We start from the raw sequence: 23207 nt of genomic DNA, 5'->3' as shown, positions 1-23207 counted from the left end.
GCCGTCCCCAGGATGGGTATGGCACTCACCGAGACAGCCTTGTACGCGTTCCACCTGGTGTTCGCGTCGCTCTGGACGGGCAGCGTCCTGTTCGCGGCGTACGCAGTCGTCCCGCTCGGCCGCTCCGGCGACGCCTCACCCGGCGTTCTCGCCGCCCTCGCGGGCAAGCTCGGCGTTCTCAACCGTCTGTCGAGCGCGCTGATGCTCCTCTCCGGCCTCGGCCTCTGGGTCGTTCTCGACTACACGAGCCGGTTCCCGGACGACCCGAACAGCCACCTCGTGCTCACGATGCTCGTCCTCTGGTTCGTCCTCACCGGTCTCGTCGAGGTCGGCGTCTCCCGGCTGAAGGACGCGACGGACTCCGAGAAGGTCCGGACGCCCGCAGAGAACGCGCGACCGTTCCTCCTCGGCGCCGCCCTAGTCGGTGTCCTTCTCCTGCTCGACGCCGCCGCGCTCGCCGGCAACCTCGTTTAAGTAGCCGGCGTTCGTTTTTCCCGTCATGGTAGACATCACGAGCGGTCTCGTCCTGTTCGTCGTCAGTCTCCTCGTCGGCGGGTTCGGCATCTACGCCGGCGGGCGAATCGTCGCCGGCGTCGACGACTACAGCCACGCCGTCGTCACCGCGCTCGTCGGCGCAATCGTCTGGACAATCGTCGCGTTCTTCTTCGGGTGGGTTCCCCTCCTCGGCCCGATTCTCGTCTTCCTCTCCTACCTCTGGGTCGTGAAGACGCGCTACCCCGGCGGCTGGGTGAACGCCGCGCTCATCACGCTCGTCGCGTGGGTCACGCTGGTCGTCGTGCTCGCGTTCGCAGAAACCTTCGGCGTGTTCCCGAACGAGTTCGACGCGTTCGGCGTCCCCGGAATCTAGGCGCGCTCGACGGTGTGTTCGAGGGTGCCGACGCCCTCGATTTCGACCTCGACGCGGTCGCCGTCGGTGAGTTCGTTCACGCCCTCGGGCGTGCCCGTGATGACCACGTCGCCGGGTTCGAGCGTGAGGTAGCTCGTGATTTCCTCGATGAGTTCCGGAATCTCGAAGATGAAGTGCTCGATACTGGAGTCCTGTCGCGTTTCGCCGTTCACGCGGAGCGAAATCGACGCGTCCTCGGGGAGGTGTTCGGGGTCGGCGAGCACGGGGCCGAGCGGGCACGCGCCGTCGAACGCCTTCCCGCGCACCCAGTTCTTCTCCTCGTCCTGGTCGTCGCGGTTCGACACGTCGTCCGCGACCGTGTAGCCCGCGATGTACTCCTCGGCGTCCGCGGCGTCGACGTTCTTCGCCTGCTCGCCGATGACGACCGCGAGTTCGGCCTCGTGCTCGCAGTACTTCCCCTCGGGGAGCGTGACGGTCGCACCGGGGCCGGTGACGGCGTTTGGCGGCTTCAGGAAGAGAAGCGGGCGGTCGGGAACATCCTCGCCGCGCTCCTCGGCGTGCTTCGCGTAGTTCCGGCCGACGCACACGACCTTCGACGGGTCGGTCGGCGGGAGGAGTTCCACGTCCTCGATGTCGTAGGTACGGCCGCCGAATGACACTTCGTCGCCGTGGTACTCGCCGTCTCGAACTGCACCCGCGGGGTCGCGGAATCGAACGTGATGCATACGTACGCGTTCGAGACGCGGGGCGTAAGGGTTGTGGAAACGGCGGACCGCGAGTCGGCGGTACGATTTATGGGCGGCACGTCCGTACTTCCACTCGCAATGGAACTCACCTGGTACGGCCACGCGACCTGGGGCGTCGAAGTCGGCGACACGAGCATCCTCATCGACCCGTTCTTCGACAACCCGAAGACGGACACCGACCCGGAGGAGCTCGACCCCGACTACGTTCTCGTCACGCACGGGCACGCGGACCACATCGCGGACGCGGACCGCTTCCGCGGCGCGCAGTTCGTCTCGACGCCCGAAATCATCAGTTATCTCACGGACCAGTACGGCGTCGAGGACGGCACCGGCATGAACCTCGGCGGCACGTTCGAGGCCGGTGACGCCTTCGTCACGATGGTGCGCGCCGACCACTCGAACGGCATCGACACCGACTACGGCGCCTCGGGCGGAATGCCCGCTGGGTTCGTGATTTCGGACACGAAACCCACGCAGGTCTCGGACGAGGACTCCACGACGTTCTACCACGCCGGCGACACCAGCCTCCACTCCGAGATGAAGGACGTCATCGCGCCCTTCCTCGAACCCGACGCCGCGGCCGTCCCCGCCGGCGACCACTTCACCATGGGTCCCTGGCAGGCCGCCGTCGCCGTCGACTGGCTGAACGTCGACCACGCGTTCCCGATGCACTACGACACCTTCCCGCCCATCGAAATCGACACTGACGACTTCGTGCGGGAGGTCAAAGCCACCGGGAGCGACGCCGACGTACACGTACTCGACGGCGACGAGACCTTCACCCTGTAGGGGCCGCCCGCGAGTGGAGGCCGCGCGTACCGAAGGGACAACGCTTACCTATTTTCCGGGCGACCACTCGAACGCAATGACGGACATCGACATCACCAGCACGTCCGAGGAGGGCTTCGTCACGCGCTCGCGAATCGGCGACTTCGAACTCACCGTCGACGCCACCGGCGAGGAAGGCCCTGACCCCAACGCCACCCTCGTCGCGGACTACGCGTCCTGCTACATCCCGGCGTTCCGCGTCGGCGGCCAGCAGCGCGGCTACGACGACCTCGGCAAGGTCGAAATCGGTGCCGAAGCCGACCTCGACGACGACGACGACCTCGAAGCTATCCGCTTCCACATCAAGGTCGAATCCGACGTTCCCGACGACGACCTCGACGACATCGTCGCGCGCGGCGAAGACATCTGTCACGTCCACTCCGCCCTCCGCGAGGAACTCCACGCGGACATCACGGCGGAAGCGGACGCCTTCTAACGCGCTTCTTTCTTCGGGTCTCGCGGGTATCGAAGAGGACTCTCGTACCGGTCGGTTCGCCACCACCGGTGTCTTTTTGTAGGTTTGTAGATGGGACTGCGTATGCAACGAGAACCCGGGACGGACAGACGACAGTTCGTCAAGGCGGCCGCAGGTCTCGCGACCGCCGGCGCGCTCGCTGGCTGTAGTGAACAACTGACCGGAAGTAACAGTAGCGGCCCGACGGAGGCGATTCAGACGCTTGCCAGGGGGTACCGTGAGAACGACATCGACCTCGTGACGCAGATGATTCACCCCGAGTCGCCGATGAGCGGTTCGATAAGCACGTCCACCGTGGAATCGGCGACGATTACGGTGACGGACGCGAACGTGGCCCGTCAATCCGCGGACGGAGCCTACGTCACTGCGACAGTCACCTCGGAGAGCGGGAGTAGCGAATCGAATACGGCAACGTACACCTTCGAACTGCGAAAGTACAATGGCGAGTGGAAGGTCTGGCAGATAGAACAGGGCCGGAACGTTCCCACGACTACCTCGACGCGAACGACATCGCTTACGACCTATCCCGACGGCGACCCGCGGCGGACGATTCAGACGTTCGCGCGAGCGAACCGACAAGACGACGCCCAACTCGCCCGGAGCGTCATCCACCCCGACTCATCGCTCCGAGAGAACGTCCGACAGAACGTCGAGAGCAACGACATAGACATCCTCGAAATGGAGGTGGCGAGTGAGAGTGAGACGGACGCGGTCGTCTACGCTCGACTACGAATCATCTACGAGGACGGGAGTTCCGACCCGCGAACGACGTGGGTGACGTTCGAACTCCGCACGCACGACGGCGCGTGGAAGATTACGACGCTCACCGAAGGGCGAGAACAGCCGACCGAGACGGAGACGACGACAACCTCGAACCGCGAGACGCACTTCCACGATGGGTTCGAGGAGAACCTGAGCGCCTGGCAGGTCGACGACGACCGATGGACGCGGACGGACGCAGTCGCCTACCGCGACACATACAGCGCGCTCATGTCCGCCAGCAGTAACGTGACTCGCATCGCGACGGCCGCCCTTCCCGAGACACGACAACTCGGTCGCTTCGCGTACGCCTGGCAGGAAAGCGACGCGAGCTGGGGCGGCGGAATCCGACTGCTAAACGAACGGGGCGAAGTCGAAATCGGGTTCGCCACCAACAATCCCCAATGGGTAGTAGACGACGCGAACGGGCTCTCACAGGTCCATCAGGGCGTTGGATACGAGACCTGGGTAACGACGAGCGTCGAGTTCGACTGGCAGGAGAGCGCGGCGCTCGTCAGATTCGTCCATCCCGAGTCCGGCGAGTCGGTCACGCAGTCTCGACCGCTCAAACGCGGCCGCAACGTCGCCTCCATCGAGGTTCGCGGGTTCACCGGCGAGCGCGGCTGGCAGAACGACTCGTGTCACATGGTCTGGGACGAAGTCGTCGCAGAAATCTAGCGGAACGGCAGTCGTCCCGTATCGGGGTGTGGCGTCCGCACACAGCTGTTTTCCGCGCGCTATCGGGGAATATCGAGAATCGGCGAGGCCAGCCCTCAGTGAGCGGTGGAGAGCGCGGAGAATTATGCCGTGGAGCCGACCGTCTTGACGCGTTCGATGTCCGCTTCCATGCGGATGCTGGCAGGAAGGTCGCGTTCCATGACGCGGCGAGCGAGGTCGTCGTGGCCGTGGATTTCGAGACGGCGCTGGTAGACCGTGTAGTTCCACGAGCTATACTTATCGGACTCGTCGCCGTCGAGTGATTTGTACTGGGAGACGTAGAAGTTCTCGGGGGTGTCGGAGTGCGGGCCCTTGATCTGTGCGCCTTTTCGTCGTACGTTGTCGCGGATGTCCCGGACGACCCGTTCGAGGGTGTCTCGGTCCCCGCTCGTGAACGTGAGCTTAGTTACGAAGGTCATGGCTGGAACTGGGTAATACGGTACGATGCAGTCCACAGTAAAAAGTAGTGTGCCTTCGCGCTGGCGTGCTACCGGGTCGCGCGGGTCCGACATTCACTTAACCCGGAGTCCAGTAACAATACGTAATGACGGTTGAAGCAACCAGCGCCGGTGCGATCCTCTTTCGGGATACGCGAGACCGGCGCGAATACCTCCTCCTCAAGAGCCGCCCCGGCGACTGGGAGTTTCCCAAGGGCGGCGTCGAGGGGGACGAAGAACTCCAGCAGACGGCCATCCGTGAGGTCCAGGAGGAAGCCGGTATCGAGGACTTCAGACTCCTCGACGGCTTCCGCGACGACTACGACTACGTGTTCGAGGCAGGTGGAGACCGCATCCACAAGACGGTCCACCTGTTCATCGCGAAGTCCTACGAGGCCTCGGCAGAACTGTCGAGCGAACACTCGGACCTCCAGTGGCGAGACTACGAACAGGCGATAAACACCATCACGCAGGACGGGCCGCGCGACATCCTCCGAGACGCTCACGAGTTCATCGACGAAGAAATCGTGGACGACGCCGACGCGGACGGCGAGGCGGGCGTCGAACAGGAGGGGTAGCGTGCCAGCGGAGTTCAGTTTCGAACTCCGCGTGTGCGCCGCGCTCGAATCCCAGTGGCCGCTCGGCGACCGCGACACCGAGTTCTTCGTCGCGCGGCAGTTAGGGACCAAGCGGCGGCGCTGGGACACGCTGATTCTCGAAGTCGACCCCGAAGGGTTCGCCGAGCGCGCGCAGTTCGGCGGGAAGCGACTCGACCCGAACCTGTTGTTCGTGTGCCAGCACGCGCCCGCGGACTGGCAGTACTACCGGGACGCGCTCCCCGAGGGCGAGGTTCCCTGGCGGTACGTCCGCGAGACCATCCACCGCGGCGCGGCCCGGGGCGTGCTCGAAAAGCGAAAGCGTAGCGGCCGCATCGAACTCCACCGAAAACAGGCGTATCCGGACTGGCTGGAGCGCATCATCGCGGTGGAGAACAAGCCAGACCTCGACGCGTCGGCGGCGCGAGCGCTCTCCGACCAACTGGAGCGCGACGTGGCGCTCGGCCTCGCGGACGAGGTCTGGGTCGCAACCGAGTCCGGCGAGCGCGTGCTGTACGAGGAGATGCCGGTCGAAGCGGGCATCCTCGTGTTCGAGGACGGCGCGCTGGACGTGCGGTGGCATCCGCGCGCGCTTACCCCGGAACAGCCCGGCACGCGCATCCTCGACCGCGGAAGCGAGGTCTGTGAGTTCGAGTACGTCACGGCGGCGCGAAAATCGAAGCTTCGGGCGTGGCTCGCCGAGCGCGCGTACGAGCGCGGCTGGCGGTCCTACGTGGACACGATGCGGCCGGACTGCCGCCACTTCGACCTGAAGCGGGACGGAGATGGGTACGTGCCGTACTGTCACGCGAAGAACAGAGAACAGACCGCTGGCGAGTGCTCGGGGTCGTGTGCCGAGTTCTCGCCCGAACCCCCGCAGTGGCGACAACTGGGCTGGCCCATCGAGGGCGGGCCGGGACAGACCGTCAAGCGCGTGCTGGACGAGCGCCGGGAGCGCGAGCGCGGGCGTTAGTCGGTGAGTTCGACGGCGTTCCGGGGGACGGCGAGGCGGAACGTCGGGACGGTGCGGTAGATGAGGTCGGCGACGCCCTTGCGTTCGAGCGTGCGGAGCGCGCGCCGCACCTCGCCCGTGTCGAACTCTTCGCCGAACTCGCTTTCGAGGTCGTGGAGGACGCTGACGACGCTCTGCGAGCGCTCCTCGGGACCGGCGAGTACCTCCAGAATGTGTTGTTCGAGGTCGCTGAGGTGGACGCGCAGCGGGTCGTCCTCCCCGACTTCCTCGCCAGTGACGATGGCGCGGGCCTCCGCCGTCGCGCGGATGAGGCTGTCCTCGTCGCGGTAGTAGTAGTCCTTGAGTTCGCCCTCGAGGTACTGGTGGACGTCGCTCCCCGACTCCATCTCCCAGCGCTCTTGGAGGGTCTTGTTCTTCGTGGGCTGGAGTTCCACGAGGTCGGCGAGGCGCTCTCGGGCCTCCGCGGAGAGACTCATACCCGGTATCTCGCCACCGGGGTATTTCGGCCTTCTGAAAGCCCCGAACCCAATCGTTATGCAGTCCGTCGCCGTGCCTCGACGTATGAGCGACCTCGTCGAACTCGACGTGGCCGAGGGCGTGGCGACGGTGACGGTGACCCGGCCGGAGAGCCTGAACAGCGTGGACGCCGCGACGCTGGACGCGCTCGGGGACGCGTTCGCGGACGCGGCGCGCCGTGACGCCCGCGCGGTCGTGCTCACGGGCGCCGGCGAGAAGGCGTTCGTCGCGGGCGCCGACGTGTCCTACATGGCGGACATCGACACCGCGGAGGCCGAGGCGTACGCCCGGAAGGGCCACGAGCTCACGCGCGCCATCGAGGAGTTCCCCGCACCCGTCATCGCGGCCATCAACGGCTACGCGTTCGGCGGCGGCCTCGAACTCGCGCTCGCCTGCGACCTCCGCGTCGCGTCCGAGCGCGCCGTGCTCGGGCAGACCGAAATCGACCTCGGCGTGATTCCGGGCTGGGGCGGCACCCAGCGCCTCCCCCGCCTCGTCGGCGACGAGACCGCGCGCCGCATGATCTACTTCGGCGACCGCATCGACGCGACCGACGCCTACGAGGAAGGCCTCGTCGGCGACGTCATCGCGCACGACGAACTCGACGAGCACGCCCACAGCCTCGCCCGCGACCTCGCGGAGAAACCCGGGTTCGCGCTCGCCGCGGCGAAGGAAGCCATCAACGAGAGCCACCGCACTACGCTCGACGCCGGACTGGACTTCGAACGCCGCACCTGGGCGGGCCTGTTCGGCACGCCCGACCAGCGCGAGGGCATGGCGGCGTTCCTCGAGGACCGCGACCCCGATTTCGACTAAGAACTAAGGCGGATGCCCGCGACTCCCCGGTATGGCAACGCGTATCAAGTTGAACGAGCTCGACGACGCGCTCGACGACCTGCCGTATCCGCTCACGCACGGCGACGCAGTCGCCGAACTCGACGACTACGTCCTCCAGTACGCGGACGGCGAGGAACCGCTCGCGGACGTGGTGGAGCGCTCCGACGAGGACGTGTTCGACGACCCGAGCATGCTCGACGCCGAAATCCGGAACAACCTCCCGACGGAAGCCGTCGGCGAACCCGGGCAGTCCGAGGGCGAGGGCTGAGTCGGGGGGCTTAACTGACGACGTTCGCTAAGGCGAGCATGGAATTCTGCGACGACTGCGGTTCGATGATGCACGCGGAGGACGACCTCTGGGTGTGTGACTCCTGCGGGCACAAACAGCCGAAGGACCCCGACGCGAACTACGTGCTCTCCGAGGAACAGGAAGTGAGCGACATTATCGAGACGGACGGCGAGAACGCCGGCCTCCCTACCACGGACGCGCGGTGTCCCGAGTGCGGGAACGACAAGGCGTACTGGTACATGCAGCAGATTCGGAGCGCGGACGAGTCCGAGACCCGCTTCTTCGTCTGCACCGAGTGCGAACACACCTGGCGCGAGGACGACAACTAACGAGGGACGCGGTTACTCGGCGCGCGACTACTCGGCGTGTTCTTTCTTGAGTGAGAGTGCGGTGCGGTCGAACTCGCAGACGACCTCGTCGTCCTGGTTCAGGGCTTCGACGTGCATCGTGACGATGCCGCGTTCGCCGTCGCTGGTCTCGCGTTTGTCGGTAACCGTGCTGCGGGCGGTGATGGTGTCTCCGTGGAACACCGGCTGGGGGTGTTCGACGTTGTCGTAGGAGAGGTTCGCGACGATTGTGCCGTCCGTGGTGTCGGGGATGGTGAGGCCGACGGCGAGGCTCATCGTGTAGAGGCCGTTGACGAGGCGTTCGCCGAACTGGGTGTCGCCGGCGAACTCGGCGTCGAGGTGGAGCGGCTGCTGGTTCATCGTCATGTCGCAGAACTGTTGGTTGTCGGCTTCGCTGACAGTGCGGGACTTCCGGTGTTCGATGGTCTCGCCGACCTCGAACTCCTCGTAGTACTTCCCGGGCATACTCGGGTGGTCGCGAGTCCGGGAGAAAAACCCCGTCGGTTCGAGCGGCCACCATCCTTTTCGGTGTCAGAAATCCATACTGTAATAGATATGTCATCGCTCTCGACGCGCACGAGCGCGCTTCTCGCCGCGGTGGTCGCCGTCGGTCTGCTGACCGGCGCGGCCGTCGCGGCGACAGAAGGCTCGGTCACGGCCGACCCGAACACGCCGGAGACGACCGCGACGCACACCGCCACCGCCACCATCGACGGCAGCGCGGCGGGGGCGTCGTGGAACGGCCTCGAAATATCGTACGAACAGACCGACGTGAGTAACGTCGGCCAGAACGACATCGCGAAAATCGGCATCGACCGCGGCGATGACGCGCCCGGCGACACCGTCGACGTCGATATCTCGAACGACCTCAGCAGCGTGAGCGCGAACAGCGACGGAACCGTGCTCACTATCGGTCTCGGCGGGAACTACAACCTCGGTTCGGGCGACGAGGTCGTCGTCGTATACGAGGACGTTCAGAACCCGCCCGCCGGCACGTACACCGTCGGACTCGACGTGAACTACCAGTCGAGCGGCGGAGAGACCTCGGCGGCGCTGACCATCGAATCCGACACGACGACCACAACAACCACGACGCAGACCACGACACAAACGACGACGCAGTCCACGCAAACGACGACTGCGTCGACGACGCGAACGACTACGACAACCGAGACGAGCGACCCGACCACCACGCGGACAACGGAAACGACCCAGACGACTACGACGACCCAGAGCGCTGAAGACGCGCGCCACGCGTCGGTCGTGTCGATGCCGGCCACGTCGAACGCGAGCGTCACGCACGGCGCGATGGCGGTCGTCGGGAGCGCGAACGACGGCTCGTCGTGGACCGGGTTCCAGATTGACTACCGCGGAACGGGTGTCGACGCGAGTAACGTCGGCCAGAACGACATCACGAGAATCGGCATCGACCGCGGGAACGACAGCGCGGGGACGACCGTCGACGTGAACGTCTCCGACGATCTGAGTAGCGTGAGCGTCTCCGGTGACGGCGAGGTCGTGACCGTCGGCCTCGGCGGGAACTACGACCTCTCGCTCGGCGACCAGATAGTGGTCGTCTACGAGGGCGTGGAGAACGGCGCCGCGGGGACGTACGAGGTCCCGGTGGACGTGAACCACCAGTCGAGCGGCGGGACGGCCGTCGCGACGCTCGCGGTGGCCGAGAACAGCACGGCGACGCAGACCACGGTGAACGCCGACCAGACCACGACGACGGGAGACACGACGACGGCCGCGATTACGGACACTGAGACGAGCACGACGACGGAGACGACCGATTCCGGCGGAAGTACGTCCGGGTTCGGTGTCGCCGTCGCAGTCGTCGCCCTGCTCTCGGTGGCGCTGCTCGCCCGCCGCGACAACTAAGCCCCGTCGGTGTTTTTTCGCGGTATGGTTCGACGCAGTCTCCTGTTCACGCCCGGTGACCAGCCGGAAATGATGCGGAAAGCGCCCGGTTCGGGCGCTGACGTGGTCGTGTTCGACCTCGAAGACGCTGTCGCGCCGGACGAGAAGAGCGTTGCGCGTGCGACGGTCTCCGACGTGCTCACGTCGCCGGCGTTCCGGCCGGACTGCGAGGTGTGCGTGCGCGTCAACCCCGTTGGTATCGCGGCGGACGACGACGTGGCGGCGCTCGCACCTGCGGACGACCACGTCGATGCGGTGATGCTGCCGAAGGTCGCCGCGGCGGACGACGTGCGGACGCTCGAACGCCTGCTGGACGAACACGGCGTGGACGCGGACGTAGTCGCGCTCGTGGAGTCCGCGGCGGGCGTGCTGAACGCCCAAGAAATCGCAGCGGCGGACGCGGTGACGGCGGTGGCGTTCGGCGCGGAGGACCTCTCCGCGGACATCGGCGCGACCCGCACGGACGACGGAACGGAAGTCCTGCACGCGCGCGAGCACGTCGTGCTCGCCGCGGCCGCGGCCGACGTGGACGCAATCGACACCGTCTACACGGACATTGAGGACACCGACGGATTGCGCGAGGAGACGGCGTTCGCGGCTGGACTCGGGTACGACGGGAAGATGGCGATTCATCCGGCGCAGGTCGCGCCGATTCATGACGCGTTCAGCCCCGACCCCGAGGAGGTGGAGTGGGCGGAGCGCGTGCTTGCGGCGAAGGAAGCGGCCGACGCGGAGGGACGCGGCGTGTTCCGGGTGGACGGCGAGATGGTAGACGCCCCGCTCGTCGCGCAGGCGGAGCGCGTCGTCGCCCGCGCCGACGCCGATAATTAAATTCCTAATATTACATATTACCATACCTGAGCCGCCACGCTTATTCGGAACGGAGGAATCGATTCAGTCGATGAGCGAGTCCAATCCGTTCGAGAACCTGCAGGAGCAGCTAGAGGACGCCGCCGCCCACCTTCCCGACGGCGTCAGCGACGACGTGCTCGAACGACTCAAGAACCCCGAGCGCGTGCTCGAAACGAACCTCACCGTCGACATGGACGACGGCAGCATCGAGACGTTCCGCGCCTATCGCTCGCAGTTCAACGGCGACCGCGGCCCCTACAAGGGCGGCATCCGCTACCACCCCGGCGTCACCCGCGACGAAGTGAAAGCGCTCTCCGGGTGGATGGTGTACAAGTGCGCCGTCGTCGACATCCCCTACGGCGGCGGTAAAGGCGGTATCGTCGTCGACCCCAGCGAGTACTCCGCGAGCGAACTCGAACGCCTCACACGGTCGTTCGCGAAGGAACTCCGACCGTTCATCGGCGAGGACAAGGACATCCCCGCGCCCGACGTGAACACCGGCCAGCGCGAGATGAACTGGATCAAGGACACCTACGAGAAACTCGAAAACACCACCGAACCCGGTGTCATCACCGGAAAATCCCCCGAGAACGGCGGGAGCGCGGGCCGCGTCGAAGCCACCGGCCGCTCCACCATGTTCGCCGCACGCGAGGTGTTCGACTACCTCGATAAGGACCTCACCGACGCCACCGTCGCCGTCCAGGGCTACGGGAACGCCGGCTGGATCGCCGCGAACCTCCTCGACGAACAGGGCGCGTCCGTCGTCGCCGTCAGCGACTCGAGCGGCGCCATCCACGACCCCAGCGGCCTCAACCCCGTCGCAGTCAAGGACTTCAAGAACGAATCCGGGCACGTCACCGGCTACGACGACGCCGAGGAACTCACCAACCGCGACCTCCTCACGCTCGACATCGACCTCCTCGTCCCCGCCGCCCTCGAAAACGCCATCGACGAAGACATCGCCCGCGACGTACAGGCCGACGTCATCGTCGAAGCCGCCAACGGCCCCCTCACCCCCGACGCCGACGACGTCCTCCAAAACAGCGACGTCACCGTCGTTCCCGACATCCTCGCGAACGCCGGCGGCGTCACCGTCAGCTACTTCGAATGGGTCCAGAACCGCCAGCGGTTCTCCTGGACCGAAGACCGCGTCAACGACGAACTCGAACGCGTCATCACGGACGCCTTCGACGAACTCACGCACGCCTACGAAACCCTCGACCTCCCCAGCCTCCGCACCGCCGCCTACGTCGTCGCCATCCAACGCGTCGTCGACGCCTACACCGGCAACGGGAACTGGCCCTAGCAAGCCCTAAACGGTCGCCTTTGGCGACCGTTTACCCCTTGCAGAATCCCCACCCTGGCCGTCGGCAGACGCAGACGGCGGCCTACGGCCGCCGCGGCATCACAACAAACGAAACCGCAACTCCGACCGCATCGCAACTGACTGCGACCGCACCGCACCCGCTTTCGTTACTGGTGGCCGCTGACCCGCACGGGTTCGTAGGGTTCTTCGAGGTAGTCGATGTCGGAGTCGCTCAGGCTGATGTCGAGTGCTTCGACGGCGTCTTCGAGGTGTTCGACGCTCGTGGTGCCGACGATTGGGGCGTCCACCCAGTCCTTGTGGAGCACCCAGGAGAGCGCGATTTGCGCCATCTTCACGTCCTTCTCGTCGGCGAGTTCCTCGACGCGTTCGTTGATTTCGAGGCCGCCGCCCTCCCGGTAGGGGTGTTCGTACATGTGTTCTTCCGTCTCTCCGCGTCGCGTAGCGTCGATATCCTCGTGGGGGCGAGTGAGGAAGCCGCGGGCGAGCGGACTCCACGGCAGGACGCCGACGTTCTCCTTCTGGGTGTACGGCAGCATCTCGCGTTCCTCTTCCCGATAGGCGAGGTTGTAGTGGTTCTGCATCGTCACGAAGCGCTCCAGGTTCTCCACGTCACTCGTGCGGAGCGCGTCGGCGAACTGGTGCGTCCACATCGAACTCGCGCCGATGTACCGCGTGTCGCCGCGTCGGACAGCGTCGTCGAGCGCCCGCAACGTCTGCTCGATGGGCGTGTCGTAGTCCCAGCGATGAATCTGGTAGAGGTCCACCGTATCCATCCCGAGCCGGTCGAGCGAGTTCGAGAGCTCCTGCTCGATAGTCTTCCGACTGAGGCCGCCAGAGTTGCGATTGTCGCGGTCCATCGGGTGGAACACCTTCGTCGCGACGACCTGCGAATCCCGGTCGTAGTCGTCGAGGACGGACCCGAGCACGCGTTCGGACTCTCCCGTCGAGTACATGTTCGCGGTGTCGAAGAAGTTGATGCCGAGGTCGATGGCGCGCTCGATGATCTCTCGACTCTCTTCCTCGTCGAGCACCCAGTCGCGCCACTCCGGGGTGCCGAAGCTCATGCAGCCGAGGCAGAGCCGACTGACTTCCATGCCCGTGTCGCCCAGCGTCGTGTACTCCATACGCGACCGTCTCACGCCGTCGTGAAGAACCCTTGTGCGTCCCGGCAAGCGCGTCCGTCGCGCGTGGACTTTTGAGGGCGAGCGTCGAGAATCCGGTATGGACTTCGAGTACCCTTGGGCGTTCGAGTCGCGGCGGTCGGCCGTGCACGCGCGAAACGGGATGGTGGCGACCAGCCATCCCGTCGCCGCGCAGGCCGGACTGGCCGTGCTTCAGGACGGCGGGAACGCGGCGGACGCGGCGGTCGCCACCGCGGCGGTGCTGAACGTCGTCGAACCGAACATGACGGGTATCGGCGGGGACGCGTTCGCGCTCACGCAGTTCGACGACGAGTACGAGGCGCTGAACGCGAGCGGGCCCGCACCCGCCAGCGCGAACCTCGACACGTACCGCGAGCGCACCGACGCCACGGACGAAAACGGTGACCCCGCGATGCCCGAGGACGGCGGTCTCGCCGTCACCGTTCCGGGCGCGCTTGCCGGCTGGGACGCCCTCGCGGACCGCTACGGCACCCGCGACCTCGATGCACTCCTCGAACCCGCCGTCGAGTACGCCCGCGACGGCGTGCCCGTGAGCGAGTTCGTCGCCCGCCAGTTCGCGCACGCCGCGCCGCGAATCCGGGAGTACGACGAGACGGCCGACACCTTCCTCGACGAGAACGGCGACCCCTACGAGGCCGGCGACACCCTCCGTAACCCCGACTTCGCGGACACCCTCGAACGCATCCAGAACGCCGGCATCGGCGCGTTCTACGGCGGCAGTCTCGGCGAGCAAGTGGTCGAGACCGTGCGCGAGCACGGCGGCGAACTCGCGCTCTCCGACCTCGACTCGTATCGCCCCGAGTGGACCGACCCAATCAGCACCGAGTACCGCGGCCTCGAAGTGCTCGAACATCCGCCGAACGGCCAGGGAACGGTCGCGCTCGAAGCGCTCAACGTCGCGAGCGAGTTCGACCTTCCCAGCGACCCGACGAACCCCGACCGCCTCCATCACCTCATCGAGGCAGTCAAGGTCGCGTTCGCGGACGGCTACGAGTACATCACCGACCCCGACGCGTACGACATACCTCTAGAAACGATGCTCTCGGAAGCGTACGCGGCGGAGCGCGCCGCCGACATCGGCCACCGCGCGAGCGTCCGCGAGGCGAAGGCGGGCGACCACGCGGACACTGTCTACCTCACCGTCGTCGACGGCGACGGGAACGCCGTCTCCTTCATCAACTCCATCTACATGAACTTCGGGAGCGCGCTCACCACGGGCGGGTTCGCGCTCCAGAACCGCGGGCACTCGTTCAGCCTCGACCCCGACCACGCGAACTGCCTCGAACCCGGAAAGCGCCCGTTCCACACCATCATCCCCGCGATGCTCCGCGAGGGCGGCGAGTTCCGCGCCTCCTGGGGCGTGATGGGCGGGTCGATGCAGCCACAGGGCCACCTCCAAGTCGTCGCGAACCTCCGCGCCGGCCTGAACCCGCAGGCGGCGCTGGACGCGCCGCGGTTCCGCTGGCTGGAAGACAATCAGGTCGCGCTCGAAACCAACCGCATCCCCGAATCCGTGGTGACGAACCTCGAAGGCCGCGGCCACCGCATCATAGAGGAGGACGCGTTCTTCGACGACGGCGGCCACTGGGGCGGCGGCCAACTCATCTGGCGCGACGACGACGGCACGCTCGTCGGCGGGTCCGACCCGCGAAAAGACGGCCAGGCGGTCGGCTTCTAGGCGGCGTTCGGCGGTTTCTCCATCTCTCTTCGTCGGCTTACAGGCCGAGTTGTCGGCCCAGCACCATGTGCTGGATTTCGCTCGTCCCTTCGCCGATTTCCATGAGTTTGGCGTCGCGGTAGAACCGCTGGGGGGCGAAGTCGGTGGTGTAGCCGTAGCCGCCGAGGGTCTGGACGGCGTCCTCGGCGTTCTTCCGCGCGGCCTCGGAGGCGTCGAGTTTCGCGAGCGCGGACTCCGTGCTCACGCTGTTGCCCTTATCGTACTCGGTGGCGGCCTTGTGGGTGAGGAGGCGGGCGCGTTCGGTGCGGCGGTACATGTTCACGATTTTGTCGCGGATGGCGTCGAACTTCGCGATGGGTTTGCCGAACTGCTCGCGCTCGGTGGCGTAGGAGTGTGCGGCCTGATACGCGCCCTCGGCGAGGCCGGTGGAGAGCGCGGCGATGGAGATGCGGCCGCCGTCGAGCGTCTTCATCGTCTGCTTCCAGCCCTCGCCCTCAGCCCCGAGCAGGCGGTCCCCGGGGACGTAGACGTCGTCGAACGCGATTTCGCAGGTCGGAGAGGCGTTGAGCCCCATCTTCTCCCACTCGGTCGTGACCTCGAAGCCGTCGTCCTCGTCGGGGTCGACGATGAACGTCGAGATGCCGTCGTAGCCCGCGTCGGTGTCCGTGACGGCTTTCACGAGCACCGACCCGGCGACCGAGGCGTTCGTGATGAACTGCTTCGTGCCGTTGATTCGGTAGCCGTCGCCGTCGCGTTCGGCGGTGGTGTCCATGTCGCTCGCGTCGCTCCCGCTCCCGGGTTCGGTGAGCGCCCACGACCCGAGGTAGTCGCCTTCGGCGAGCGGGCGGAGCCAGCGCTCCTTCTGTTCGTCGGTGCCGAACAGTTCGATGGGTTTCGAGGCGAGGCTGATGTGCGCGACGTAGGAGAGGCCGATGGAGCCGGAGACGCGCCCGAGTTCCTCGGCGACGAGCGCGTACGTCAGGTAGTCCGCGCCCAGGCCGCCGTACTCCTCGGAGACGGGGACGCCGAGCATGTCGAGGTCGGCGAGCGCGTCGAAAATCTCGTCGGGGAATCGGTGGTCGTCCTCGATGTCCTGCGCGATGGGTTCGATTTCCTCCTCGCAGAACTCGCGGACGGTGTCCCGAATCATCCGGTGTTCGTCGGGGACGCTGAAATCCATGCGTCAAAATTTGCCAGCAGGAGTATAAACACACCGGACGACCGCACGAGGCGGGAAACCTATGGGGCGCGCGGGCCAGATACGGATATGAGCGTGCGGCGGTTCGTCCGCGGAACAGTCCCCTGGGACCGACTGGAAGCCCTCGCCCACGAGCTCGGCGAGCGCTACGACGAGTCGCCAGTCCGCGTGGAGTTCCTCGACGCGGAGAACTGGTTTTCGACGCCGTTCGTGGTGAACGACGAGTACTTCGTGAAAGTGGTGACGCCGCAGAACGCGACCGTGCACGCGCTCTTCACGGGGATGCGGAACCTCGGCGTATTCTCCTCGGGCACCGAGGGGTTCTTCGAGCAGTTCGAGGACGCGTACGCGATGGCAGCCTACGAGTACGACGCCACCGAACGCATGCGTGAATCCGGATTGAACGTCCCGGAGCCCGTGGACGTGTTCGAGTTCGACGGGTTCGGCGTGCTCGTCCTCGAATACCTCCCCGAATTCACGCCGCTCGACGACCTCCCGGAGGCGGACATCGCCGCGTACGCGCCCGACCTGTTCGCGGGTCTGCGCAGGATGCACGACCACGGCGTCGCGCACGGCGACCTCCGCGGGGAGAACGTCCTCGTCTCCGACGGCGACCTCTACTTCATCGACGCGACGAACGTTCGCGAGGGCCGCGAGGCCGCGGCGCGCGCCTACGACCTCGCGTGCGCGCTCGCCGTGCTCGAACCGCTCGTCGGCGCGTCCGTCGCCGTCGACGGCGCGCGCGAACACTACGACGCCACGGACCTCCTCGACGCCTGGGAGTTCCTCGACTTCGTGAACATCCGCCCCGACCACGACTTCGACGCCGGCGCGCTGAAGGGAGAGATCGAGGCCGCCGCCGGGTAGCGCGAAGTCCCTATCTTTTTACTCTCCGACTGCGCAGTTTTTGCCGAGATGAGTACCTACAACCACTACATCGACGGCGAGTGGGTTTCGGGCGAGGGCTCGGAGACCTTCGAGAGTCGGAACCCCGCGACCGGCGAGACGCTCGGCGAGTTCGAACGCGCGACGGACGCGGACGTGGACGCCGCCATCGACGCCGCGAACGCCGCCGAAGAGGAGTGGCAAGCCCTCTCCTACATCGACCGCGCAGAGTACCTCTGGGACATCTATCACGAGCTCCGTGACCGCCACGAGGAACTCGGCGAGGTCGTCACGAAGGAGTGCGGGAAGGAGATCTCGGAAGGGAAGGCCGACGTGACCGAGGCCTGGCACATGGTCGAGTGGGCGGCCGGAAACGCCCGCCACCCGCACGGCGACGTCGTCCCCTCGGAGATTCCGTCGAAGGACGCATACATGCGCCGGAAGCCGCGAGGGACCGTGGGCTGTATCACGCCCTGGAACTTCCCGGTCGCAATCCCGTTCTGGCACATGGCCGTCAGCCTCGTCGAGGGCAACACCGTCGTGTGGAAGCCCGCGGAGCAGACGCCGTGGTGCGGCCAGATCATCGCGGAGATGTTCGAGGACGCCGGGATTCCGGACGGCGTGTTCAACATGGTGCAGGGCTTCGGCGACGCGGGCGAGCGTATCGTGGAGGACGACGGCATCGACACCGTGCTCTTCACCGGGAGCGCGGAGGTCGGCCACGAAATCGCGTCGAAGGTCGGCGGCGAACCCGGCAAGCTCGCGGCGTGCGAGATGGGCGGGAAGAACGGCATCGTCGTCACGGAGAAGGCGGACCTCGACGTCGCCGTCCACTCCGCGGTGATGAGTTCGTTCAAGACCACGGGCCAGCGCTGCGTCTCCAGCGAACGTCTCGTCGTCCACGAGGACGTCTACGACGAGTTCAAGGAGCGCTTCGTCGAGAAGGCGAAGCAGGTCGCTGTCGGCGACCCGCTCGACGAGTCGACGTTCATGGGGCCCGCCATCGAACCCGAACACGTCGAGAAAATCAAGGCCGGGAACACCCTCGCACGAGAGGAGGGTGCGAACGTCCTCGTCGACCGCGCGGACCTCGACGCCGACGAAATCCCTGACGGACACGAGGACGGGAACTGGGTCGGGCCGTTCGTCTACGAAATCGACTACGCGGACGACCTCTCCTGCATCCGCGAGGAAGTGTTCGGGCCGCACGTCGCCCTCATGGAGTACTCGGGCGACATCGAGCGCGCCGTCGAAATCCACAACGACACGCCCTACGGGCTCGCCGGCGCGGTCATCAGCGAGGACTACCGCCAGATCAACTACTTCCGCGACAACGCCGAGGTCGGCCTCGCGTACGGCAACCTCCCCTGCATCGGCGCGGAAGTCCACCTCCCGTTCGGCGGCGTGAAGAAGTCCGGGAACGGCTACCCGAGCGCCCGCGAGGTCATCGAGGCCGTGACGGAGCGGACGGCGTGGACGCTCAACAACAGCAAGGACATCGAGATGGCGCAGGGGCTGAGCGCGGACATCAAAACGGAAGACGACTAATCGGTCCGCGCCGGTATCGGTCCGCGCCGGTTTCGCGACACGGTTTTTCTTTCGGTGGTTCGACAAGCCCCGAGTACGGAGGCGTGGGTATGATTGCGCGTGTCTGGTACGGGTACACGGAGCCGTCGGATGCGGACGAGTACGAGGCGTTCGTGACGGAGAACGTGATTTCGGACGCCGAATCGAAGATTGAGGGTTGTGTCGGCGGCGAGGTATTCCGGCGCGAACTCGATGGCGAGGTGGAGTTCGTGACGGTGCTTCGGTTCACGGACTACGATGCTGTCGAAGCGTTCGCGGGCGAGGAGTACGAGTCGGCGCACGTTCCCGCGGAGGCACGGGCGTTGCTGTCGCGGTGGGAGGACGAAGTGGCGCACTACGAGGTTGTGTAAGTGGCGGGAGGAGGTGGGGTCCCGGCGGGTGGACGCCGGGAGAGGGGTGGACGCGGTGTGGCGGACGTGGACGCCAATTTGTGCCGACACGTCGGCGAGAAAAGCGCCTGTGCGTCGGCACGCGGTGATTGGTCGTCCTCCCGTATAAGGTTGTTTACCGGCGGCGGTCGCGCAGGGCCGGGAAGTCCGCTCGGGTTTCCTCGACGCGGTCGAGCGAAACCTCGGCGGTGACGATGCCGGGGTCGTCGTCCGTGGTTGCTATCGGGGTACCCCAGGGGTCGTAGACGGTGGAGCGCCCGAGGAGCGAGGCGTCGTCGAAACTGCCGCTGCCGTTGATGGTGGCGACGTACGCGAGGTTCTCGATGGCGCGCGCCCGGGGGAGCGTCTTCCAGTGTTCGACGCGCGGGTAGGGCCACGCGCTCGGAACGAGCACGAGGTCGACGCCGTCGTCCGCGAGGGCGCGGTAGAGCTCGGGGAAGCGGAGGTCGTAGCACGTCGTCACGCCGACCGTGAATCCGCCGAGGTCGGCGGTCGGCACGGTCTCACCGGGAACGAGCAAGCGGGCTTCGGCGGATTCGTAGCCGAACAGGTGGCGTTTGCGGTACGCGAGCAATCGCTCCCCGGACGAGTCGAAGAGGACGCTGGTGTTCGCGAGGCCGTCGTCTGCGGGGCCGCCGTCGCTCGTGGCGAGGTCTTCGACGATGCTGCCGGCGAGCACGGCCACGTCGTTCTCGCGCGCGGCGTCCCGAAGCCGGGTGAGGGTCGGGCCGTCGAGGGGTTCGGCCGCTCGTCCGTAGGCGTCGAACGCGAAGTAGCCGACGTTGAATATCTCGGGGAGAGCGACGAGGTCCGCGCCCTCGCTCGCGGCCGTTTCGATGGCGTCGACGGCTCGCTGGGTGTTCGCGTCCACGGCCGCCGCCTCGATGTCGAGTTGGGCGAGTGCGAGTTTCATTCGTCCAGTCGGTCCCGGAGGCTGTCCAGTTCCTTGTCGAGGTTGCGCTTAAAGAACCGTTCGACGCCCGGCAGGCGGCCGTCAACGACGAACTCGTTGTGGAGTCGAGTCCCCCCACTCTCTAGGGGTTCGATGCGGTGCTCGCCGGTGACGCGGAGGACCTTGGACTTCCCGACGAACTTCACGTACTCGCCGTCCTCGCGTTCCACGTCACGGGTTTCGACGGGAATCGTGCGGTTCACGACGGGTACGCGGACGTGCCACGTGGTCACGTCGCCGTCCTGGTCGAAGGAGTCGACGACGCTGATGGCGCTCGCGCGGCGTGCCGGGTCGGCGATGAACGCCCACACGTCCTCTGGCGGCGCGTCGAGGTCGAACGTCCGCTCGACACGTACGGTCATACCCTCACGTGGAGGGGTTGAGAGAAAAACCCGCCGATTACTGCGGTTCGACCTTCCATGTGGTCGAGCGCGAGCGGCCCCACTTCTCGATGTCCACGTCCTCGGACTTCTCCGCGAGCCGCGGCAGCCGCACGCCCACCTGTTTCGCGGTGAGTCCGATGGCGTCCGCGATGGTTTTCGCGCGGAAGTACCGCTCGCCGGTGGCCACGCTCTCCCGGAGGTAGTCCACGATTTCGCGCTCCTCCTCGGTGTAGTCGGCCATTAGTGGGATAGTACGGGTTTCGAGCGCTTAATGGTTCTGCTGCTCACTCCGCGTCCGGACTGCCGAGGACTTTATCGAGCATCCAGAGCGCGGCGAGCACGGGGAGCAGTGGGAGGAAGAGGAACACCATTGCCGTGAGCAGCATCAGTCCGACGAGCGTCATGAAGGGGTCGTCCGAGCTAATCGGACTGAACAGGAAGGATAGGGCGCGGTCCGTCTTCGATGTCGTGGGCATACTCGGTGGTTGTGGGAGTACCCGCAAAAACGCATCGCCCCCGCGGCGTCAGTCGTAGACGTGGAACGCGCCGACGGCGAGGACGCCAAGGGTGACCGCGGCCGCGAACGCCCACGCGGTGTTCGCTTGACTCTGCGCGACGTACATCCCGAGCGCGCCGGCGACGCTGAGCGCGCCGAGCAGCACGCCTCCGCCGAGGCTCGCGTCAGTTTCGGTTTCGGTTGCCATACGCGAGTCGTCCGGCGCGAGTGCCTTAATCACTTCCATGGCGGCCGACAACGATTAACCACGGGGAGTGCGTTCACGACGTATGGACGTTCGTTCGCTGTTGTTCGGGAGCACTATCCGCGTCGCGCTCACGGTCGTCCTCGGCCTGGGCGTCGTGGCGGGGGGTGCGGTGGTCACTGGCGTCGTCGGCGTGCCGAGCGTCGCCTCGATGGACAACGACTTCGGGGAAATCACGGACGACACGACGGCCGTGAACACCGAACTCGTCGTTCACAACCCGAACCCGCTCGGGGTTCGACTCGGTGACACGACCGTGAACTACAGCGTGCTGATGAACGACGTGACGATGGCCACGGGGTCGAAGTCCGGGTTCGACATCGACACCGGGAATACGAGCATCAATCTCACGACGTACCTCCAGAACAATCGGATTCCGGACTGGTGGGTGACGCACATTCGGAACGGCGAATCCACGTCGCTCGTGGTGAACGCGGACGTGCACTCGGGCCTGCTTGGTCGGACGTTCAACTATCAGACGGGCGGACAGACCATTTCGACGGACATCATCAGTCAGTTCAATTCGAGCGAGACGCGTGCCGTCGACTCGGGGAGCGTTCTCGTGGACGACCCATTGTTCTACGTGAACCGCACGAACGCCTCCTGGGGTGGCGTGTCGTCCGCCGAGACCCCCATCGATATGGAGTTCCTCGTGCACAACCCGAAGGACACCCCGCTCGGCGTCTCCAAGATCGGGTACAACATCACGATGAACGACATCTCGGTCGGGAGCGGTGAACTCGACCGGGGCGTCGTCGTTCCGCCGCACGAGTCCAAGGTCGTGAACGCGCAGACGGCCATCCGGAACCAGCGCCTCGACGAGTGGTGGGTGTCCCACCTCCGGAACGACCAGGTGACGAACCTCACCATCGACTTCTACGCGGTCATCGACCCGCCGGTAGCTGGGGCGGGCGAGATGCGGATTCCGCTGCGCGGCCTCACGTACAACCGTACCATCGAGACGAACATCTTCCAAGACGGCGACGAGAACGACTCGTCGAACGGCGCGTCGAACGACACCACCACGACCACATCGGACCGCGGGGATAGCACGACCACGAGTGGGACGACCACGACCGACACGAGCGACGGCACGGCGACTTCAGGCGACACGACCACGGACGGCGGAACCACGACGGGCGATGGAGCGACGACCGGCGGTGAGACGACGACTAGCGGGACGACGACGGACGACGGCGGCATCCTCGCAGTCAGTCAGGGGAGTACGTTTATGAGTGAGGAGGGCGGTGTTTCGAGTATGGCACGGAGTACTCAGTCTCCTGGTCGCGTTCTCCACGCGTGATGAGATTGCAGTCGACGGCAAGGGCGAATCGGTCGTCGTCACGATCGGCGGCGAGACGGTCGAACTCTCCCGAGACGCCGCCGAGGAACTGAAAGACGGCGTCGGGGACGCCCTCACGCGCCGCGAATCCTTCTTCCGCACCGCGTGCGTCCACCGCGAGGACGGTAGTTACGTCGTCGAACGCCGGAACGCGGACTCCACGGGGAACTCCGCGGTGTTCGAGACGTTCCGGGAAGCCAGGCGGTTGTTCGACCGACTCCCGGACGTGTTCGACGCTGACGACCTCTCGAAGGCGGGGTTGACGGGGTCGCGGCGTCACATGATGGTGCGGCACTTCGCCGAACATCCGGGATTCGCGTGCGAACTCGACGGGCGAAGCCCGCTGCGTGCGAGGAAAATCGGCGGCTAGACGGCCGCA

30 protein-coding genes are annotated in these 23207 nt (G+C 66.1%); 19 read left to right on the top strand and 11 right to left on the bottom strand.

Going from position 1 to position 23207, the window contains the following annotated elements; genetic code table 11:
- Window positions 1-18 precede the first annotated feature (18 nt).
- Together ACOZ4O_RS13420 and ACOZ4O_RS13415 are read left to right on the top strand one after the other, a co-directional pair.
- Window positions 19-474, top strand: a complete 456-nt coding sequence (locus tag ACOZ4O_RS13420; protein WP_424526068.1) for a transporter — start codon at window positions 19-21, stop codon at window positions 472-474.
- A 34-nt stretch (window positions 475-508) separates the two neighbouring features.
- Window positions 509-868 (top strand): hypothetical protein, encoded by a 360-nt coding sequence (locus tag ACOZ4O_RS13415; RefSeq protein ID WP_424526178.1) that lies wholly within the window; start codon window positions 509-511, stop codon window positions 866-868.
- Here ACOZ4O_RS13415 and ACOZ4O_RS13410 read toward each other — a convergent pair.
- Window positions 865-1593, bottom strand: coding sequence for a fumarylacetoacetate hydrolase family protein (locus ACOZ4O_RS13410; RefSeq protein ID WP_424526066.1), 729 nt, complete (start codon window positions 1591-1593; stop codon window positions 865-867). The genes ACOZ4O_RS13415 and ACOZ4O_RS13410 overlap by 4 nt on opposite strands.
- 99 nt (window positions 1594-1692) lie before the next feature.
- Between ACOZ4O_RS13410 and ACOZ4O_RS13405 the strand changes: the two genes are divergently transcribed.
- From ACOZ4O_RS13405 to ACOZ4O_RS13395, 3 genes are all read left to right on the top strand, one after another.
- Window positions 1693-2403 carry a metal-dependent hydrolase gene (locus tag ACOZ4O_RS13405; protein ID WP_424526064.1) on the top strand — a complete coding sequence of 237 codons (711 nt, stop codon included), beginning with the start codon at window positions 1693-1695 and terminating at the stop codon, window positions 2401-2403.
- A 76-nt stretch (window positions 2404-2479) separates the two neighbouring features.
- Window positions 2480-2878: an OsmC family protein gene (locus tag ACOZ4O_RS13400; RefSeq protein ID WP_424526062.1), complete on the top strand. Its 399-nt coding sequence runs from the start codon at window positions 2480-2482 to the stop codon at window positions 2876-2878.
- Between the two features lie 102 nt (window positions 2879-2980).
- On the top strand, window positions 2981-4354 hold the full coding sequence (locus tag ACOZ4O_RS13395) for a TcaA NTF2-like domain-containing protein (protein ID WP_424526060.1): 1374 nt from the start codon (window positions 2981-2983) through the stop codon (window positions 4352-4354).
- A gap of 122 nt (window positions 4355-4476) precedes the next feature.
- On the opposite strand, the gene ACOZ4O_RS13390 is transcribed toward ACOZ4O_RS13395, so the two are convergent.
- The gene (locus tag ACOZ4O_RS13390; protein WP_424526058.1) at window positions 4477-4812 is read right to left on the bottom strand and encodes a 30S ribosomal protein S10; all 336 of its coding nucleotides are present in this window, start codon (window positions 4810-4812) and stop codon (window positions 4477-4479) included.
- A 125-nt stretch (window positions 4813-4937) separates the two neighbouring features.
- Between ACOZ4O_RS13390 and ACOZ4O_RS13385 the strand changes: the two genes are divergently transcribed.
- Together ACOZ4O_RS13385 and ACOZ4O_RS13380 are read left to right on the top strand one after the other, a co-directional pair.
- Window positions 4938-5408 (top strand): bis(5'-nucleosyl)-tetraphosphatase, encoded by a 471-nt coding sequence (locus ACOZ4O_RS13385; protein WP_424526056.1) that lies wholly within the window; start codon window positions 4938-4940, stop codon window positions 5406-5408.
- Between the two features lies 1 nt (window position 5409).
- Window positions 5410-6399 carry a DUF5787 family protein gene (locus ACOZ4O_RS13380; RefSeq protein ID WP_424526054.1) on the top strand — a complete coding sequence of 330 codons (990 nt, stop codon included), beginning with the start codon at window positions 5410-5412 and terminating at the stop codon, window positions 6397-6399.
- On the opposite strand, the gene ACOZ4O_RS13375 is transcribed toward ACOZ4O_RS13380, so the two are convergent.
- Window positions 6396-6875 (bottom strand): DUF5797 family protein, encoded by a 480-nt coding sequence (locus ACOZ4O_RS13375; RefSeq protein WP_424526052.1) that lies wholly within the window; start codon window positions 6873-6875, stop codon window positions 6396-6398. The genes ACOZ4O_RS13380 and ACOZ4O_RS13375 overlap by 4 nt on opposite strands.
- An 85-nt stretch (window positions 6876-6960) precedes the next feature.
- Here ACOZ4O_RS13375 and ACOZ4O_RS13370 point away from each other — a divergent pair, with 85 nt between their 5' ends.
- The 3 genes from ACOZ4O_RS13370 to ACOZ4O_RS13360 are packed head-to-tail and all read left to right on the top strand — an operon-like array spanning window position 6961 to window position 8370.
- Window positions 6961-7731 carry an enoyl-CoA hydratase/isomerase family protein gene (locus tag ACOZ4O_RS13370; protein ID WP_424526050.1) on the top strand — a complete coding sequence of 257 codons (771 nt, stop codon included), beginning with the start codon at window positions 6961-6963 and terminating at the stop codon, window positions 7729-7731.
- Window positions 7732-7762: 31 nt separating this feature from the next.
- Window positions 7763-8020, top strand: a complete 258-nt coding sequence (locus tag ACOZ4O_RS13365) for a DUF5789 family protein (RefSeq protein ID WP_424526048.1) — start codon at window positions 7763-7765, stop codon at window positions 8018-8020.
- A gap of 38 nt (window positions 8021-8058) precedes the next feature.
- Window positions 8059-8370 carry a transcription factor S gene (locus ACOZ4O_RS13360; protein ID WP_424526046.1) on the top strand — a complete coding sequence of 104 codons (312 nt, stop codon included), beginning with the start codon at window positions 8059-8061 and terminating at the stop codon, window positions 8368-8370.
- Window positions 8371-8397: 27 nt separating this feature from the next.
- Here the strand turns inward: ACOZ4O_RS13360 and ACOZ4O_RS13355 are convergent, their stop codons facing one another.
- Window positions 8398-8853 (bottom strand): MaoC family dehydratase, encoded by a 456-nt coding sequence (locus ACOZ4O_RS13355; protein WP_424526044.1) that lies wholly within the window; start codon window positions 8851-8853, stop codon window positions 8398-8400.
- 90 nt (window positions 8854-8943) lie between these two features.
- Between ACOZ4O_RS13355 and ACOZ4O_RS13350 the strand changes: the two genes are divergently transcribed.
- From ACOZ4O_RS13350 to ACOZ4O_RS13340, 3 genes are all read left to right on the top strand, one after another.
- Window positions 8944-10272 (top strand): PGF-CTERM sorting domain-containing protein, encoded by a 1329-nt coding sequence (locus ACOZ4O_RS13350; RefSeq protein WP_424526042.1) that lies wholly within the window; start codon window positions 8944-8946, stop codon window positions 10270-10272.
- Between the two features lie 24 nt (window positions 10273-10296).
- Window positions 10297-11142, top strand: coding sequence for an HpcH/HpaI aldolase/citrate lyase family protein (locus ACOZ4O_RS13345; protein WP_424526040.1), 846 nt, complete (start codon window positions 10297-10299; stop codon window positions 11140-11142).
- A gap of 70 nt (window positions 11143-11212) precedes the next feature.
- Entirely contained in the window at window positions 11213-12469 is a 1257-nt protein-coding gene (locus ACOZ4O_RS13340; protein ID WP_424526038.1) for a Glu/Leu/Phe/Val family dehydrogenase, read from the top strand.
- A gap of 167 nt (window positions 12470-12636) precedes the next feature.
- Here the strand turns inward: ACOZ4O_RS13340 and ACOZ4O_RS13335 are convergent, their stop codons facing one another.
- The gene (locus ACOZ4O_RS13335; protein WP_424526036.1) at window positions 12637-13614 is read right to left on the bottom strand and encodes an aldo/keto reductase; all 978 of its coding nucleotides are present in this window, start codon (window positions 13612-13614) and stop codon (window positions 12637-12639) included.
- Between the two features lie 97 nt (window positions 13615-13711).
- Between ACOZ4O_RS13335 and ggt the strand changes: the two genes are divergently transcribed.
- Complete coding sequence (ggt, locus tag ACOZ4O_RS13330; RefSeq protein ID WP_424526034.1) at window positions 13712-15331, top strand: gamma-glutamyltransferase; 1620 nt, start codon at window positions 13712-13714, stop codon at window positions 15329-15331.
- Between the two features lie 37 nt (window positions 15332-15368).
- Here ggt and ACOZ4O_RS13325 read toward each other — a convergent pair whose 3' ends face one another.
- Window positions 15369-16511, bottom strand: coding sequence for an acyl-CoA dehydrogenase family protein (locus ACOZ4O_RS13325; protein ID WP_424526032.1), 1143 nt, complete (start codon window positions 16509-16511; stop codon window positions 15369-15371).
- A gap of 87 nt (window positions 16512-16598) precedes the next feature.
- Between ACOZ4O_RS13325 and ACOZ4O_RS13320 the strand changes: the two genes are divergently transcribed.
- From ACOZ4O_RS13320 to ACOZ4O_RS13310, 3 genes are all read left to right on the top strand, one after another.
- Window positions 16599-17396 carry an RIO1 family regulatory kinase/ATPase gene (locus ACOZ4O_RS13320; RefSeq protein ID WP_424526030.1) on the top strand — a complete coding sequence of 266 codons (798 nt, stop codon included), beginning with the start codon at window positions 16599-16601 and terminating at the stop codon, window positions 17394-17396.
- Between the two features lie 48 nt (window positions 17397-17444).
- Entirely contained in the window at window positions 17445-18962 is a 1518-nt protein-coding gene (locus ACOZ4O_RS13315) for an aldehyde dehydrogenase family protein (protein ID WP_424526028.1), read from the top strand.
- Between the two features lie 89 nt (window positions 18963-19051).
- Window positions 19052-19351, top strand: a complete 300-nt coding sequence (locus ACOZ4O_RS13310; protein WP_424526026.1) for an antibiotic biosynthesis monooxygenase — start codon at window positions 19052-19054, stop codon at window positions 19349-19351.
- Between the two features lie 154 nt (window positions 19352-19505).
- On the opposite strand, the gene ACOZ4O_RS13305 is transcribed toward ACOZ4O_RS13310, so the two are convergent.
- The 5 genes from ACOZ4O_RS13305 to ACOZ4O_RS13285 are packed head-to-tail and all read right to left on the bottom strand — an operon-like array spanning window position 19506 to window position 21429.
- Window positions 19506-20303: a carbon-nitrogen family hydrolase gene (locus ACOZ4O_RS13305; protein WP_424526024.1), complete on the bottom strand. Its 798-nt coding sequence runs from the start codon at window positions 20301-20303 to the stop codon at window positions 19506-19508.
- On the bottom strand, window positions 20300-20704 hold the full coding sequence (locus tag ACOZ4O_RS13300; protein WP_424526022.1) for an SRPBCC family protein: 405 nt from the start codon (window positions 20702-20704) through the stop codon (window positions 20300-20302). Before ACOZ4O_RS13300 ends, ACOZ4O_RS13305 begins: the two co-directional genes overlap by 4 nt.
- 37 nt (window positions 20705-20741) lie before the next feature.
- Window positions 20742-20966 carry a DUF7123 family protein gene (locus ACOZ4O_RS13295; RefSeq protein WP_145847794.1) on the bottom strand — a complete coding sequence of 75 codons (225 nt, stop codon included), beginning with the start codon at window positions 20964-20966 and terminating at the stop codon, window positions 20742-20744.
- A 43-nt stretch (window positions 20967-21009) separates the two neighbouring features.
- Complete coding sequence (locus ACOZ4O_RS13290; protein WP_424526020.1) at window positions 21010-21201, bottom strand: DUF7535 family protein; 192 nt, start codon at window positions 21199-21201, stop codon at window positions 21010-21012.
- A gap of 48 nt (window positions 21202-21249) precedes the next feature.
- Window positions 21250-21429: a DUF7525 family protein gene (locus ACOZ4O_RS13285; RefSeq protein WP_424526018.1), complete on the bottom strand. Its 180-nt coding sequence runs from the start codon at window positions 21427-21429 to the stop codon at window positions 21250-21252.
- Window positions 21430-21511: 82 nt separating this feature from the next.
- On the opposite strand from ACOZ4O_RS13285, the gene ACOZ4O_RS13280 reads away from it, so the two are divergent.
- Both ACOZ4O_RS13280 and ACOZ4O_RS13275 read left to right on the top strand, forming a co-directional pair.
- Window positions 21512-22789: an LEA type 2 family protein gene (locus tag ACOZ4O_RS13280; protein ID WP_424526016.1), complete on the top strand. Its 1278-nt coding sequence runs from the start codon at window positions 21512-21514 to the stop codon at window positions 22787-22789.
- On the top strand, window positions 22734-23198 hold the full coding sequence (locus tag ACOZ4O_RS13275) for a DUF7528 family protein (protein WP_424526014.1): 465 nt from the start codon (window positions 22734-22736) through the stop codon (window positions 23196-23198). The genes ACOZ4O_RS13280 and ACOZ4O_RS13275 overlap by 56 nt, the downstream gene beginning before the upstream one ends.
- The last annotated feature ends 9 nt before the right edge of the window (window positions 23199-23207 follow it).

The organism is Salarchaeum japonicum (assembly GCF_049705945.1).
Classification (GTDB): domain Archaea; phylum Halobacteriota; class Halobacteria; order Halobacteriales; family Halobacteriaceae; genus Salarchaeum; species Salarchaeum japonicum_A.
This window is presented reverse-complemented; position numbering and strand designations above follow the sequence as displayed.